A 15,802-nucleotide genomic window follows, 5' to 3' on the forward strand; every position below is an offset into this window, starting at 1 on the left:
ACGGCGATGGATTAACTATACGATTTCATTCCGAGAGCGGCAACTCGCGCCCTCGAAACATCAAAACAAAGCAGTCATCCGTACATGCAGTGCCGGCGAGCCGGCGGTGCACCCGGTGCCGGTCTTCAGCGCTTTAGCGCACCGGTGCCGGGCGATGTCAGGCACCGGGCTTCGCTGGTTCATCGCTGACAAAAAGTGACAGGAGACGCCATGGAGACAACACCTTCCCCGCTGCGGCGGCAACTCATGCTCGGTGCCGCTTCGGCGCTGGTCACCGGCGGGCTGGCCAGCCCGTGGGGCGGCGCATTCGCACAATCCGGCCCGCTCAAGATTTCCCACCAATTCCCCGGCGGCACGCTGACCGAAGGCGACTTCCGCGACCGGCTGTGCCGCAAGTTTGCGCAGGAAGTCGAGAAGCGCACCCAAGGCGCGCTGAAGTTCCAGATCTATCCGGGCAGTTCGCTCATGAAGACCAACGCGCAGTTCTCGGCGTTGCGGCGCGGCGCGCTCGATCTGTCGCTTTATCCACTGCCGTACGCGGGCGGCGAAGTCCGTGAGCTCAACATCGGTCTGATGCCGGGACTGGTGACGTCCTACGCGCAGGGCGCCGCCTGGCGCAACGGCGAAATCGGCAAAGTACTCACGGACGTGCTCGCCGAGAAGAACATCGTGATCGTCAGTTGGGTCTGGCAGGCCGGCGGTGTCGCGAGCCGGGCCAAGCCGCTCGTCACGCCTGAAGACGCCAAGGGCCTGAAGGTGCGCGGCGGCAGTCGCGAGATGGACATGATGCTCAAGGAAGCCGGGGCGGCCGTGATCTCGCTGCCGTCGAATGAGCTGTACGCGGCCATGCAGACGGGGGCGATGGACGCGGCGATGACGTCGTCGACCAGCCTGATGTCGTTCCGTCTCGAAGAAGTCTCGAAGCATCTGACGACGGGGCGCAACAAGTCGTACTGGTTCATGCTCGAACCGCTGCTCATGTCGAAGCAGATTTTCGACAAGTTGCCGAAGGAGCAGCAACAGGTGATTCTGCAAGTCGGCGCGGAACTGGAGTCGTTCGGCACGGAAGCGGCCAAGGCCGACGATGCGCAGATCGCGAGCGTCTACACCAAGGCGGGCGCGAAGGTCTACGACCTTGATGAAGCGACAGTGATGAAGTGGCGCGACATTGCGCGGCGCACCGCGTGGAAGGATTACGCGAGCAAATCGGACACGTGCGCGAAGCTGCTCGCGATGGCCGAGAAGGTGCCTGCATGAGCGGGGCCGTTGCGAGCGCGCCACCGGAGCTCGCGCGCTCCCGCGCGTTGCGCCGGCTTGACGCCCTGTTGCAGGGCGTGAGCCGTCTGCTCATGGGCGTGTGCATGCTGGCGCTCGTGGGCGCCGCGCTGGTGCTCACCTACAGCGTGTTCGCGCGGCATGTGCTCAAGCTCGCCACCGATTGGCAGGACGAAGCCGCCGTGTTCCTGCTGGTCGGCGCCACCTTCGTCTCTGCCGCCCACGTCCAGCATCTGCGCGGACACATCGGCATCGAAGCCATTACGACGTTGCTCTCGCCGCGCGTGAATCGCGTGCGGCGCTGGTTCGTCGACCTCCTGACGTTCGCGTTCTGCACATTCTTCGCGTGGAAATCGTGGACGCTCTTCTGGGAAGCCTTTGTCGACGGCCAGACGAGCAGTTCGACGTGGGGCCCGCCGCTGTCGATTCCGTACGGGCTGATGGCGTTCGGCATGACCTTGCTGACGGTGCAGTTGTTGCTGCAAGTGGCGATCGGGGCTTGCGAGATGCGGGCGGGCGCGGGGGGCAACGCGGGACAGGGCACGTCACAGACATCGAATCGCACGGGAGGGCACGCATGAGCGAGCTCGGTATCGGATTGCTGTATGGCGGCGCAACGCTCGTCGTCATGTTCTCGGGCATGCCCATCGCGTTCGCCCTCGGGAGCGTGGCGGTGGTGTTTATGTTCGGCTTCATGCCGGCGTCGTCGCTCGACACGGTGACGCAGAACGTCTACGAGGAGATGGCCAGCATCACGCTGCTGTCGATCCCGCTATTCATTCTGAAGGGCGCGGCCATCGGCAAGTCGCGCGCGGGGCAGGATCTCTATCTGGCGCTGCACGCCTGGATGCGACGGATTCCGGGCGGGCTGGGCATCGCCAACGTCTTCGCCTGCGGCTTGTTCGCGGCCATGGCGGGGTCGAGCCCGGCCACCTGTTCCGCCATCGGCAGCGCGGGGATTCCGGAGATGCGTCAGCGCGGCTACTCGCCGGGGTTTGCCGCCGGGATCATTGCGGCAGGCGGCACACTGGGCATTCTGCTGCCGCCCTCGATCACGATGATTCTCTATGCTGTGGCGGCCGAGCAGTCGCTGGGACGTCTGTTCCTCGCAGGGATCGTGCCTGCACTGCTGCTCGTGGCGCTGTTCTCGTGCTACGCCGCGTGGCGCTACCGCAAGGAGTACGGACGCGCACAAGCGGCGCTCGCGCGCGACGGCACACCATCACCGTTCCCGAGCGAGCCGCCGGCAACGATGCGCGAGAAGCTGGCGCTGCTGCCGCGCGTGCTGCCATTCGTCACGCTGCTCATCGGGGTGATGGCGGCGCTCTATGGCGGGTACGCCACGCCCTCGGAGACGGCCGGGCTGGGCGGCCTGCTCGCGCTGGGTCTCATCGCGGTGATCTACCGGATGTGGCGTCCGCGCCAGTTGGCGCCGATTCTCACGGGCACGTTGCGCGAGTCGACGATGTTGATGTTCATCATCGGCATGTCGCTGCTCTATTCGTACGTGATGAGTTATCTGCATATCAGCCAGTCGGCCGCGCAATGGATCGTGGGGCTGGCGTTGTCGCGCTGGGTGCTGCTCACGGCCATTCTGTTGATGGTCGTCGTGCTGGGCTTCTTTCTGCCGCCCGTGAGCATCATTCTGATGACCGCGCCGATCATTCTGCCGCCGCTGCGCGCCGCGGGCTTCGATCTGGTGTGGTTCGGCGTGGTGATGACGATTGTCATGGAACTGGGGTTGATTCACCCGCCCGTGGGACTCAATATCTTCGTCATCAAGAACACCGCGCCCGATATCGCATTGCGCGACATCGTGTGGGGCGTGATGCCGTTTGTCGTGCTGATGGTGCTCGCTGTCGTGCTCATCTGTCTGTTGCCCGGTTTGTCGCTGTGGCTGCCGGATCAACTGATGGGGTGAGGGCGGCAGGGGCGAGTGCATTGAGAGGAAGCCATGAAGGATGAGCCGATCATGTCTGCAATGTCAGGACCGGTATCGCTGAGTTCGTCGGCCTCGTCGACCTCGTCGATAAGCGCAACGGCTGGATCGGGCGGGGCGGTTGCGTCATCGTCGCCATCGTTACCCCCGCCCGGACGCGGTGCGCCGGACAGCGTGATGGAGGTGAGCGCACCGGTGCCGTCGCCCAAGCCGTCGCTTGGGGTGCGTCTGGGGCAGTGGTTCGGGCGCGGCGCAGGCAAGCCGGGCGGGCACGGCGGTGGGCCGAAAGACGGCAAGGATGGGAAGGACACCAAGGGCGATGGCAAGGTCGTTGCCGCGAAGCTCTCGGCACGCGCGGAGAATGCATTGCGCCGGCAGCTGGAGCAGTGCTTGTCGGCGCGCCTGACGGACTCTGCGGCGAATGACGCGGCGCGCGAGTTCATGACGCGATACCGTGACGCGTCGGCTCAGGAGCAATTGGCGTTGCTCACGGTCGTTGCCGACATTTGTGCGAGCGACGGCGACCCGGCGACCGAGGCCAAGGACAGCAAGCGCGCCGCCAGCGGATTGGCAGGAGCGCTGGGCAGCGCGCGCGTGCGATTTCTCAAGCGCTTCAACGCGCTGCCCGACGGCCTGCCGTTCCTCGTGCGCTGGCGCTCGGACATGCTGCATCACCGCGCCGCACTCCCGGGCCTCGCCGCGCTCGAAGAAGACCTCGGCAGCCTCTTTTCGACGTGGTTCGACGTCGGCTTGCTCGAACTGCATCCGATCACGTGGGATTCGCCCGCGTCGCTGCTCGAAAAGCTCATGCGCTACGAAGCGGTGCACGAGATTTCGTCGTGGGCCGATTTGCGCAACCGGCTCGATTCCGACCGGCGTTGCTACGCCTTTTTCCATCCGCGTATGCCGCGCGAGCCGTTGATTTTCGTCGAAGTGGCGTTCGTCCCCGATATGGCGACGGACGTGCACTCGCTGCTCGACGAGAAGGCGCCGCTCGAAGATCTGCGCCGCGTGCGCTGGGCCATCTTCTATTCGATCTCGAACACGCAGCCGGGGCTGCGCGGCGTGAGCTTCGGCAACTTCCTGCTCAAGCGCGTGATCGACGAGCTACAGGCCGATTTCCCGAAGCTGCGTAACTTCGCGACGCTGTCTCCCATTCCGGGCTTTAACGACTGGCTCAGGCAACTGTCGCCGCCCGCGCTAGCCGAGGTGCTGGGGCCGAAGCGCGGGACGCTGCTGGCGCAGGAGGCGTCGCTCGCGACGCAGGCGTCCGGGGCGCAGATGATGGCGTGGTTGCAGACCGCGCCCGAGCGCAAAAGCGTGCAAGCGCTGCAGCGCGCGCTGGGCGAGGCGCTGGCCGCCCACTATCTCGCGCGCGAAAGCGCGCGCGGCCTGCCGCGCGATCCCGTCGCGCGTTTTCACCTCGGCAACGGGGCGCGCGTGGAGCGCATCAACTGGCATGCCGATCTTTCGAAGAAGGGCGCGAAGCAGTCGTGCGGCATGATGGTCAACTATCTTTACGAACCCGACGAACTCGACGCGAATCTGCAGCGCCTCATCGACGGCGAGCCCGCGCTGGGACGCGCGGTCGCGCGCTTGTTGTGACCGGGGGGGGGAACATCATGGAGACACGTGTGAGCGAAGTGCTGCGCGACGACAGTTTGCTTGACGAGGGTTTGGTGACGCTCACGCTCTCGAACCCCGGCAAGCTCAATGCCATCTCGGTCGAGATGTGGCGTGCGCTGCGCATCCATTTGCAAACGCTCGACGCCGAGACGCGCGTGCGGGCCATCGTCATTCGCGGGGCGCAAGGCAACTTCGCCGCCGGGGCCGATATCGAGGAGTTTCCGACGGAGCGCGGCAGCTACGACACGCTGCGTCGCTATCACGGCGAAGTCATCGGCCCGACGCTCGACGCGCTGGCGCGTTGCCGGCATCCGAGCGTGGCGCTGATCGAGGGCGTGTGTGTGGGCGGTGGGTTGGAGATCGCCGCGCATTGCGATTTGCGCATCGCCGGAGAGGGCGCGCGATTCGGCGTGCCCATCAACAAGCTGGGGTTCCCGATGGCGCCTGGCGAGTTGCGCGGCGTGCTGGCGCTGACCGGACGCGCCACAACGCTCGAAATCCTGCTCGAAGGCCGTGTATTCGGTGCGGCGGAGGCCAAAGAGAAAGGGCTGCTCACCCGCGTGGTCGACGACGAAGCGATCGAAGAAGCAGGCTACACTTGCGCCCGGCGCGTGGCTGCCGGTGCACCGCTCGCCGCCCAATTGAACAAGTGGTTGATCGCGCGGCTGGCCCCGAGCGTGCCGCCGTTGTCCGAGGCCGAGTGGCAGATGGCTTTCTCGTACTGGGACTCGCACGATCACCGCGAAGGCGTGGCCGCGTTTCTCGAGAAGCGCCCGCCCGATTTCCGGGGACGCTGAGTTTCGCGCGCCCCAATCGCGTTCGATCTTGCTTGCAAGGCGACGCATCCACTCGCATCCATCGTTTTGAATCCGGTTCCGTTTATGACGCAAGACGCCAACCTCTATCGACTCTTTGCCGAACGTTTTCCCGCCGATAAATCGGCGTGCGCCATCGAGACGCCCGAAGGGCTCTACTACAGTTGGGACGACATCGAGCACGCCAGTGCGCGGATCGCGAATCTGCTCGCGAGCCTCGATCTGACGCCCGGCGCGCGTGTCGCCGTACAGGTCGAGAAGTCGCCCGAAGCGCTGCTGCTGTATCTTGCGACGCTGCGCGCGGGGCTTGTCTATCTGCCGCTCAACACGGCGTATCGCGAGGCCGAGATCGCTTACTTCGTTGAGAACGCCGAGCCGGACGTCGTTGTGTGCAGTCCGTCGAATTTCGGCTGGATCTCGAAGATCGCCTTCACGAACGGCGCGAAGCACGTCTATACGCTGGGCGACGACCGTACCGGTTCGCTGCTGGAACGCGCGGCGCGGTTCGGCGACACGTTCGACACTGTGCCGCGTGCGCCGGACGATCTCGCCGCCATCCTCTATACCTCGGGCACCACGGGGCGCAGCAAGGGCGCGATGCTCTCGCACGGCAACCTCGCAAGCAACACACGCGTGCTGCACGCGTTCTGGGGCTGGGGCGAGCGTGGCGAACACGAGGGCCGCGACGTCCTGCTGCATGCGCTGCCGATCTTCCACGTGCATGGCTTGTTCGTCGCCAGTCACGCGGCGTTGTACTCGGGCAGCAAGATGATCTGGCTGTCGAAGTTCGACGCGCGCGAGGTGCTCCATCAGCTCCCGCGTGCCACGGTATTCATGGGCGTGCCGACGTATTACGTGCGCCTGCTCGCGCAAGCCGGCCTCAACCGCGAGGTGTGCCGCAATGTGCGCCTGTTCATCTCCGGCTCGGCGCCGCTGCTGCGCGAGACATTCGACGCCTTCCGCGAGCGCACGGGGCACACGATCCTGGAGCGCTATGGCATGTCGGAGACGGTGATGCTTGTCTCGAACCCGTATCACGGCGACGCAGCGAGTGTGCGCCGGGCGGGCACGGTCGGGGTGCCGCTGCCGGAAGTGACGGTGCGTGTGGTCGGCGACGACGGACAACCGACCTCGCAGGGCGAGATCGGCCATATTCAGGTCAAGGGGCCGAACGTCTTCGCGGGGTACTGGCGCATGCCGGAGAAGACCGCCGAGGAGTTCACCGGCGACGGCTTCTTCAAGACGGGCGACGTGGGCAAGTTCGATGAAGACGGTTATGTGCACATCGTCGGCCGCTCGAAGGATCTCATCATCTCTGGCGGTTACAACGTCTACCCGAAGGAAATCGAAGGCTTCATCGACGAGATGGACGGCGTGGCCGAGTCGGCGGTGATCGGCGTGCCGCACCCGGACTTCGGGGAAGCGGTGGTCGCGGTGGTTGTGCCGCGCCCCGGTGCTCAGGCGCCCGATGAGCGAACGGTCATCGACGCACTCAAGCACCGCATCGCCAACTTCAAGGTGCCCAAGCGTGTGCATATCGTCACCGAGTTGCCGCGCAATACGATGGGCAAGGTGCAGAAGAATCTGCTGCGTGAACAGTTCAAATGAGTGGGCCGGAGGCGTCGCTTGCGACACGTTGTCGCAGTGGTGTGAGGTTCGCTTGATGTCGACGTGATGTCGCGCCGGACGTAAAAAATGCCGCCCTGATGGGGCGGCATTTTCGTGACTTCGCGTACGCTGCACGGCGTGACTTACTTCATCTGCACGGTGCCCGAGACCGTCACGGTGACTTGCGTCTTGCCGCCTTCGAGTTGCATCGGCGGCGCGGCGTCGGCGCTCGGGCTCATGGCCATCGCCTTCATGGCGTAGGGACGCGGCATCATCGGGGCGTTCGCGCCGACCTGCACCTGACGAATCGAGTAGCCGCTGTAGCCGAAGGCCTTCGCGTTGTTCTGCGCCTGGTTGCGGAACGCCTGAATGGCCTGATTCGTCAGCTCGGCCTGCGTCTTCTCCTGCGCTTCACGCGAGAGCGAGAACGACACGCCGTCCATTTGCATCTGATCCGAAATCTGGCTCGCGAGACGCGACGCTGCGCCGAAATCCTTCGACGTCATTTGCAACTCGGTGCGACCGCGCCACGCGGTGATCTTGCCGTCGCGATTGGTCGTCGGATAGAGCGACACGTTACCGGTCTGCACCTCGACCGTGCTCTGGCCCTTGGCGACGGTCATCGCCTTGTTGGCCTTCTGCGTGAGGTTGCGCGACACGGTAGCGGCATCGGGGCCTTGTTCCTGCGCCGACATGGTGATGTGCACGGTGTCCTGCTCGACTTCCTTCGTCGCGCTTGCTTCGAGACCCAACACGCCCGAGACTTGACGAGTCGACTCGTCACCCGACTGCGCGTAGGCCGCGTTGGCAGCAGTGGCAATCAGAAGAGCAGCAGCGAGAGATTTGCGCATAGTTTTGTCCTTTTCGAATGTGAGTTCGCATCTTGACGGCGAACGTTTGACCGGTTGCCGGCACCGCCTTCGCGATGAAACGACCACGAGAACGCGTTGGCAAGTGGGTACACACTATGCATGTGTCGGCAACGTTATACAGACGCTATCGCGACAATTTTGGTTCCCTGGGAACCCTTGCCGTGGATCAGACGCTAAGTAAGTGCTTGCTGATGAACTTCCAGTGCTCGGGGGATACCGGGGTGATCGAGAGGCGGTTGCCGCGTGCGAGGACCAGCATGCCGTCGAGTTCCGGCGTCTGGCGCATCTCGGTGAGCGGTATGAGACGGGTCTTGCGATCGAGCTTAACGTCGACAAGCAGCCAACGCGGCGACTCGGGTTGCGACTTGGGATCAAAGTAGGGGCTTTTCGGGTCGAACTGCGTAGGATCCGGATAGGGTGTCGATGCGACCTTGGCGAGTCCGGCGATGCCGGGGACCGCGCAACTCGAATGATAGAAGAGCACACCGTCGCCCACGCTCATGTCGTCACGCATGAAGTTGCGCGCCTGGTAGTTTCGCACACCGGTCCAGGGAAGGGTCTGGTGCCTGGCGTTGGCGAGGTCGTCGATACTCGCTTCTTCGGGTTCGGACTTCATTAACCAGTAGCGTTGCGTCATGGCGTTTCAGTGGTCTCGTTGGCGCAACGTCGACAAACCTCTCGCAAAGGGGCCCGAAGGCAACACATTTGTAATCGATTGTTTGCCGCACTGCGATATTGGGCTAATTCCTATACTATGCTTTTGTGATCTTTGCGTGACGTTTCATGTGCATGTTCAACCGCCTATGCCAATAGGAGAGTGAGTCATGGCAGCAGAGCCGTCTGTTCGAACCAACGCTTTTATCTTCTATTCTCTTGCCACGGTGTCGTTTATCGAGACCAGTGTCCCCGAGTTCGTCTCCACGCTCAATCAGATGTACAGCGACGATGAGGAGATGAGGACGTGGCTGCAGGATACCTGGCTGCCCGAGGAGGTCGAGCACGGGCGTCTTGCCAAGGACTATATCGCGCGCGTCTGGCCGGAGTTCGCATGGGCCGAAGCGTACGACGCTTTTCTCGCGCGCTACAAGCCCCGCTGCGATGTGCAATACATGCGGCCGTCACTGGCGCTGGAGGCGTTGTCGCGGTGCGTCACCGAGACGCAAACCGCCATGGTCTACCGTTGTCTCGAGTCGTATATGCCGGTCGAGGAGCTCAAGCAGATGATGCACAAGCTGAGCAACGAGGAGGTTGGCCACTATCGCTATTTCCGCAAGACGTTCGACCGCTATAACGCGGTCGAAAAGCATGGCGTCATCAGCCGGTTGCGCACCATGGTGGCACGTAGCGAGCTGGTGCGCGACGAGGACATCGCGTTCGCGTTCGAGCCGCTCAATCGCTTCTGGCGCAAGCCGCCGCCATTCGAGACGATGCGCTGGGAGGCCTTCCTGGCGATGTCGGGCGATGTCATGAAGCAGTACATGCCGGTGGAGGCCGCCACGCGCATGATGTTCAAGCCGCTGGAGACCGGGTCGTGGTGGCGCGACCGTCCGGTCAAGGCGCTGATGTCCTTCATGGTGAAGCGCCAGTATCCGCAGTTGGGTAGCGAAGCCTGATATCGCAGGCCTGCCCGGGCGTCCTGCCGAACCCTGGCGGTGACGGGCGAAAAAAAACCCCGCCGAGGCGGGGTTTTTTCGTTGTCGGTGAACCGTATTACTTGTTCGTGCCGACGACTTCGACTTCCACGCGACGATCCGGAGCCAGGCACTTGATCAGCTGGCCGCGGTTCTTCTGGTTGCAACCAGTCGTAACCGGGTTACGCTTGCCCTTGCCTTCGGTGTACACGCGGTTGGCTTCGACGCCCTTGCTGACCAGGTAAGCCTTAACAGCTTGTGCGCGGCGCAGCGACAGACGGTCGTTGTACTTGTCCGAACCGATACGGTCGGTGTGGCCCGTGGCAACCACGACTTCCAGGTTCAGTGCTTGGACCTTGCTAGCCAGATCGTCCAGCTTGGCCTTGCCTTCCGGCTTCAGGATAGCCTTGTCGAAATCGAACAGGGCGTCAGCCTGGTACGTGACCTTCTGCGAAACCGGAGGAGCCGGAGTGACCGGGGCCGGTGCCGGCGGCGGCACTTCGGCGATGATCGAGCCATCGCACTTGGCATTGGCCGTGGCCGGGCTCCAGAAAGCATTGCGCCAGCAAAGTTCGTCCGAGCCGTTCTTCCAAACCCACTCGCCGCTGCCGTTCACCCAGTTGTCGTTGACGGCTTGCTTCGAGGCCGCGATCGGGCCCGGAGCGGTCTGGACGTAGTTTTGGGCCATAGCCGAAGCAGCCATCACTGCGGTAGCTGCAACGATCGCGAGCTTAGCGAATTTATTCATATTTCTCCTCTCGAAATGAGATTACCGCAGGTTTACTGCGAGCCTAGACGACGGAACCAAAGTCTTACATCGCTCGAAGTATAACATCGGCAATTGCGTGAAAGCATGACCCATGCACTTCGAATAATGTCTAACTTATGCCACGGCATTTTGCCATAGCGGTTCAGCCGCTCGCGAGAAAAACCCCAGCTTTGCCGCGCGTCGTGGCGCAGTTGTGGTTTGAGCGCAACACCTTTTGAGGCCCCTCGCCAACCGTTTCATTTCTCGCCATTACCTGACGTTTTGGCATGGCAGACATCTCTTGTGCATCGCATCACGCTCGTTTCGGACGCCTATGGCGGGCATGTTAGAATCGCACGATCACATCGCCGGCAGCCGCCTATCGCGATTAGGGCTTGATAGACACGAATAATGGATCAGTTCGCCAAAGAAACTCTCCCGATTTCGCTCGAAGAAGAAATGCGGCGGTCGTACCTCGATTACGCCATGAGCGTGATCGTCGGCCGCGCTTTGCCGGATGTACGCGACGGCCTGAAGCCAGTTCACCGCCGCGCGCTGTTCGCCATGCACGAGCTGAACAACGACTGGAACCGGGCGTACAAGAAATCGGCACGTATCGTCGGTGACGTCATCGGTAAGTACCACCCGCACGGCGACGCCTCTGTATACGACACGATCGTTCGTATGGCGCAGCCGTTCTCGCTGCGCTATATGCTGGTCGACGGCCAGGGTAACTTCGGTTCGGTCGACGGCGACAACGCCGCCGCCATGCGATACACCGAAGTTCGTATGGCCAAGATCGGCCACGAACTGCTCGCCGACATCGACAAGGAAACCGTCGACTTCGGTCCGAACTACGACGGCAGCGAAAAAGAGCCGCTGATCCTGCCCGCCCGCATCCCGAACCTGCTGCTAAATGGTTCATCCGGGATCGCGGTCGGCATGGCAACGAATATCCCGCCGCATAACCTCAACGAAGTCGTCGAGGGCTGTCTGCACGTGCTCAAGCACCCGGAAGCGACCGTCGACGAACTTATCGAGATCATTCCGGCGCCGGATTTCCCGACGGCCGGCATCATCTACGGCATCTCCGGCGTACGCGAAGGCTATCGCACGGGCCGCGGCCGCGTGGTGATGCGAGCGAAGACTCACTTCGAAGATATCGATCGTGGCCAGCGGGTGGCGATCATCGTCGACGAATTGCCGTATCAGGTTAACAAGCGCTCACTGCTCGAGCGGATCGCGGAACTCGTCAACGAGAAGCGTCTGGAGGGTATTTCCGACATCCGCGACGAATCCGACAAGAGCGGCATGCGCGTGGTGATCGAGCTCAAGCGCGGCGAAGTGCCCGAGGTTGTGCTGAACAATCTCTATAAGCACACGCAACTGCAAGACACGTTCGGCATGAACATGGTGGCGCTGGTCGACGGCCAGCCCAAGCTGCTGAACCTGCGCGAAATGCTGGTTCACTTCCTGGCGCATCGCCGCGAAGTGATCACTCGCCGCACGGTCTACGAACTGCGTCGCGCTCGCGAGCGTGGCCATGTGCTCGAAGGTCTGGCGGTAGCGCTCGCTAACATCGACGACTTCATCGCGATCATCAAGGCGGCCCCGACGCCGCCGATCGCGAAGGCCGCGTTGATGGAAAAGTCGTGGGATTCGTCCGTCGTTCGCGAGATGCTCGCGCGTGCCGAGACCGAAACGCAGGGTGGCCTCGCGGCTTACCGTCCGGAAGGGCTTGACGCCGCAGTCGGTGTGCAACCCGACGGTCTGTACCGTCTGTCGGAGACCCAGGCGCAGGAAATTCTGCAGATGCGTCTGCAACGCCTGACCGGTCTGGAGCAGGACAAGATCGTCTCCGAGTACAAGGAAGTGATGGCCCAGATCGCCGACCTGCTCGACATTCTGGCGCGTCCGGAGCGTGTCACGGCGATCATCAGCGAAGAACTGACGGCGGTGCGTGCCGAGTTCGGCGACGCGCGTCGCTCGACCATCGAACACAACGCCACCGAGCTCGACACGGAAGATCTGATCACCCCGCAGGACATGGTGGTCACGCTGTCGCACTCCGGCTACATCAAGTCGATGCCGTTGTCCGAGTATCGCGCGCAGAAGCGCGGCGGTCGTGGCAAGCAGGCAGCGGCGACGAAGGACGACGACTGGATCGACACGCTGTTTATCGCGAATACGCACGATACGATCCTGTGCTTCTCGAACCGCGGTCGCGTGTACTGGATCAAGGTTTATGAAGTGCCGCAGGGCTCGCGGAACTCGCGTGGCCGTCCGATCGTCAATATGTTCCCGTTGCAGGACGGCGAGAAGATCAACGTGGTGCTGCCGGTCAAGGAGTACACGGAAGATCGCTTCGTGTTCATGGCAACGAGCTTGGGCACGGTCAAGAAGACGCCGCTGGCGGCCTTCAGCCGTCCGCTCAAGAAGGGCATCATCGCCGTGAATCTCGACGACGGTGACGTGCTGATCGGGGCCGCCATCACCGACGGCGCCCACGACGTCATGCTGTTCTCCGATGCCGGCAAGGCGGTGCGCTTCGACGAGAATGACGTCCGTCCGATGGGGCGCGAGGCGCGCGGCGTTCGTGGTATGCAGCTCGAAGATGGTCAGACCGTCATCGCGCTGTTGGTGGCGGAAAACGAGCAGCAATCAGTGCTCACCGCGACCGAAAACGGCTATGGCAAGCGCACGTCGATCACGGAATATACCCGCCACGGCCGTGGCACTAAGGGTATGATTGCGATCCAGACGAGCGAGCGTAACGGCCGGGTGGTCGCGGCGACGCTGGTCGAGCCGGATGATGAGATCATGCTGATCACGACCGGCGGGGTGCTGATCCGTACACGCGTATCCGAAATTCGCGAAATGGGCAGGGCCACGCAGGGGGTGACGCTGATCAGCCTGGACGAAGGTACGACGCTCTCAGGCCTGCAACGCATCGTTGAGTCCGATGCGGAAGTTGCCGAAAATGGCGACGCGCAGGACGACGATGAGACGCCGCACGCGGATGTCACTGAGTAATACCGGCGTAACTCGATGTAATCTAGGGGTACATTCCCCCGAAAAGTCAGTAGAATCTGGCCCGATGCAGTGAAGTGCCCAGGCGAGGTGCATCTATTTATCGCCAGCGGAAGCTGGCGAACTTTGGAGTGACTATTACTATGCAACACAACGTCAAGAAGTGGATGTGGCTGCTGCTCGCAGCACCGGCAATGGCAATGGCTCAACAGAGCGCTCCGCTCGACGCGGACAAGAAGGCAGCGATCAAGGAGCTGCTGGATGCCATCGACTCGAACAAGCTCGTGTCCGCTATAGGTGAAGGTGCACAGCAACAAGCCAAGCTACTGGTCCCGCAAGTGCTGGAGCGCCAACTGGACGAAAACAAGACGTTGAGCGATGCACAGAAGCGGGCCCTTGTGCCGGTTCTGCAACCGCCGCGGGATTCGCCGGATGCGGAGAAGCCGAACGCTGTGAGCCGACTGGTTGAGCGTGCTGGTGCGGTCTTCGCGGGCGACGCGTTCAAGAACGACGCGGTGCAAGCGCAGTACAATGCTTACGGCAAGTTCTACACGACCGACGAAATCAAGGGTCTGACGGCGTTCTACAAGAGCGCAGTTGGCCAGAAGTACATCAAGGTGCAGGATCAGGTTGGCCAGGAAGTCGTTGGCGGCCTGATGCAGAAGTACATGCCGCAATCGATCGACGCGACCAGCAAGCAAGCTGACGCCGAAATCGCCGCGGCAGCCAAGTCGGCACTGAAGGCTCCGGCCAAGAAGTAAGTTCGGCCGGTCCCCTCGGGGATCGATCGATAATGGCCGTTTGCGAGCGATCGCAAACGGCCATTTTGCATTGATGGGGGCGAACGACGGATTGCCGGCAGGTTCTGCTCGGAATATTCCATAAATCAGTCATCCTGGGCCCGAATTGCGGCTCCCACCCGCACGTGACGGCCAACTGGCGGTATAGTTGGTGCCTGCCGCCGCCGCTTAACCGGGAGGGACATCGCGATCCCCGCAAGATGTGAAACGCAAGCCGCACGGGTCAACCTCCGACGGCTTGCGTTTCACTTTTACTGCTGCAAAACCAATATGACGCGCGCTTTCAATTTTTCCGCCGGTCCGGCGGCGTTGCCGGCCGAGGTGCTCAGCCAGGCAGCCGAGGAAATGCTCGACTGGCACGGTGCCGGCATGGGCGTGATGGAGATGAGCCATCGCGGCCGTGAGTTCATGAGCATTCTGGCGAAGGCGCAGGCCGATCTGCGCGAACTGCTCGCCGTGCCCGAGAACTACCGGATTCTGTTCATGCAGGGCGGGGCACTTGCCGAGAATGCGCTTATCCCGATGAACCTGCTCGGCGGTGCCCGTGCGGGCGAGCGTCGTACGGCGGACTACGTCGTGACCGGTTCCTGGTCGGTGAAATCGCAGAAAGAAGCGCGCAAGTATTGCGACGTCAACATCGCTGCAAGCACCGAGGACGAGAAGTTCACCCGTCTGCCGAAGATGGGCGAATGGAAGCTGTCGCAGGATCCGGCTTACGTGCACATTTGCACGAACGAAACCATTCATGGTGTCGAGTATTTCTGGACGCCCGATCTGGCTGCCGCAGGCCTGCCGGATGTGCCGGATGTGCCGCTGGTGGCCGATGTCTCCTCGCACATTCTTTCGCGTCCGATGGACGTGTCGAAGTTCGGCGTGATGTACGGCGGTGCACAAAAGAACATCGGCCCGTCGGGGCTCACGGTGGTCATCGTGCGTGACGATCTGCTGGGCCGCTCGCTGCCGTTTACGCCGAGCGCGTTCGACTGGAAGATCGTGGCGGAAAACGATTCGATGTACAACACGCCGCCGACCTATGCCATCTATATCGCCGGTCTGGTGTTCCAGTGGCTCAAGGACCAGGGTGGCCTGGCTATCATGGAAGCCAGGAACAAGGCCAAGGCCGAGTTGTTGTACGGCTGTCTGGATAGCCGCGATTTCTACCGCACATCGGTCGCGACGGATTGCCGTTCGCGCATGAATGTGCCGTTTTTCCTGCACGACGACGCATTGAACGAAACCTTCCTGGCCGGCGCTCGAGAGCGCGGCCTGCTGCAACTCAAGGGCCACAAGTCCGTGGGGGGCATGCGCGCCTCGATTTACAACGCGATGCCGCTTGCCGGCGTCGAGGCACTGGTCGACTATCTGCGCGAATTCGAGCGCAGCCACGGCTGACGAGGGCGAATGACCGGCGCGACAGGAATGTCCTGCGTCCCACGGGACAACGCGCCGGGAGACGCC

13 protein-coding genes are annotated in these 15,802 nt (G+C 62.6%); 10 read left to right on the forward strand and 3 right to left on the reverse strand.

From position 1 onward, the window contains the following. Positions 1-210: 210 nt before the first annotated feature. The 6 genes from dctP (at position 211) to ACIPHM_RS08790 (ending at position 7,263) form a co-directional block, all read left to right on the forward strand. Positions 211-1,257 carry a TRAP transporter substrate-binding protein DctP gene (dctP, locus tag ACIPHM_RS08765; protein WP_400326978.1) on the forward strand — a complete coding sequence of 349 codons (1,047 nt, stop codon included), beginning with the start codon at positions 211-213 and terminating at the stop codon, positions 1,255-1,257. Next, positions 1,254-1,856: a TRAP transporter small permease gene (locus tag ACIPHM_RS08770; RefSeq protein WP_400326981.1), complete on the forward strand. Its 603-nt coding sequence runs from the start codon at positions 1,254-1,256 to the stop codon at positions 1,854-1,856. Before dctP ends, ACIPHM_RS08770 begins: the two co-directional genes overlap by 4 nt. Further along, a complete protein-coding gene (locus tag ACIPHM_RS08775; RefSeq protein WP_400326983.1) occupies positions 1,853-3,196 on the forward strand; it encodes a TRAP transporter large permease in 1,344 nt (447 codons plus the stop codon). Before ACIPHM_RS08770 ends, ACIPHM_RS08775 begins: the two co-directional genes overlap by 4 nt. A gap of 195 nt (positions 3,197-3,391) precedes the next feature. Beyond that, positions 3,392-4,819, forward strand: coding sequence for a malonyl-CoA decarboxylase domain-containing protein (locus ACIPHM_RS08780; protein ID WP_400327483.1), 1,428 nt, complete (start codon positions 3,392-3,394; stop codon positions 4,817-4,819). A 17-nt stretch (positions 4,820-4,836) separates the two neighbouring features. Then, positions 4,837-5,637: an enoyl-CoA hydratase/isomerase family protein gene (locus ACIPHM_RS08785; protein WP_400326986.1), complete on the forward strand. Its 801-nt coding sequence runs from the start codon at positions 4,837-4,839 to the stop codon at positions 5,635-5,637. Between the two features lie 84 nt (positions 5,638-5,721). Next, complete coding sequence (locus ACIPHM_RS08790; protein ID WP_400326989.1) at positions 5,722-7,263, forward strand: malonyl-CoA synthase; 1,542 nt, start codon at positions 5,722-5,724, stop codon at positions 7,261-7,263. Positions 7,264-7,406: 143 nt separating this feature from the next. Here ACIPHM_RS08790 and ACIPHM_RS08795 read toward each other — a convergent pair whose 3' ends face one another. Both ACIPHM_RS08795 and ACIPHM_RS08800 read right to left on the reverse strand, forming a co-directional pair. Further along, positions 7,407-8,114, reverse strand: a complete 708-nt coding sequence (locus tag ACIPHM_RS08795) for an SIMPL domain-containing protein (RefSeq protein WP_400326992.1) — start codon at positions 8,112-8,114, stop codon at positions 7,407-7,409. Positions 8,115-8,301: 187 nt separating this feature from the next. Beyond that, a complete protein-coding gene (locus ACIPHM_RS08800) occupies positions 8,302-8,772 on the reverse strand; it encodes an EVE domain-containing protein (protein WP_400326995.1) in 471 nt (156 codons plus the stop codon). 187 nt (positions 8,773-8,959) lie between these two features. Between ACIPHM_RS08800 and ACIPHM_RS08805 the strand changes: the two genes are divergently transcribed. After that, on the forward strand, positions 8,960-9,748 hold the full coding sequence (locus ACIPHM_RS08805) for a hypothetical protein (protein ID WP_400326998.1): 789 nt from the start codon (positions 8,960-8,962) through the stop codon (positions 9,746-9,748). A gap of 97 nt (positions 9,749-9,845) precedes the next feature. On the opposite strand, the gene ompA is transcribed toward ACIPHM_RS08805, so the two are convergent. Beyond that, positions 9,846-10,514: an outer membrane protein OmpA gene (ompA, locus tag ACIPHM_RS08810; protein WP_400327001.1), complete on the reverse strand. Its 669-nt coding sequence runs from the start codon at positions 10,512-10,514 to the stop codon at positions 9,846-9,848. A gap of 411 nt (positions 10,515-10,925) precedes the next feature. On the opposite strand from ompA, the gene gyrA reads away from it, so the two are divergent. The 3 genes from gyrA to serC all read left to right on the forward strand — a co-directional run bounded on the left by gyrA (position 10,926) and on the right by serC (position 15,736). Then, complete coding sequence (gene gyrA, locus ACIPHM_RS08815; RefSeq protein ID WP_400327004.1) at positions 10,926-13,547, forward strand: DNA gyrase subunit A; 2,622 nt, start codon at positions 10,926-10,928, stop codon at positions 13,545-13,547. 140 nt (positions 13,548-13,687) lie between these two features. After that, positions 13,688-14,305 carry a DUF2059 domain-containing protein gene (locus ACIPHM_RS08820; protein WP_400327007.1) on the forward strand — a complete coding sequence of 206 codons (618 nt, stop codon included), beginning with the start codon at positions 13,688-13,690 and terminating at the stop codon, positions 14,303-14,305. Between the two features lie 309 nt (positions 14,306-14,614). Then, the gene (serC, locus tag ACIPHM_RS08825) at positions 14,615-15,736 is read left to right on the forward strand and encodes a 3-phosphoserine/phosphohydroxythreonine transaminase (protein ID WP_400327009.1); all 1,122 of its coding nucleotides are present in this window, start codon (positions 14,615-14,617) and stop codon (positions 15,734-15,736) included. The last annotated feature ends 66 nt before the right edge of the window (positions 15,737-15,802 follow it).

Source organism: Pandoraea sp. NPDC087047 (assembly GCF_044745225.1).
GTDB lineage: Bacteria > Pseudomonadota > Gammaproteobacteria > Burkholderiales > Burkholderiaceae > Pandoraea.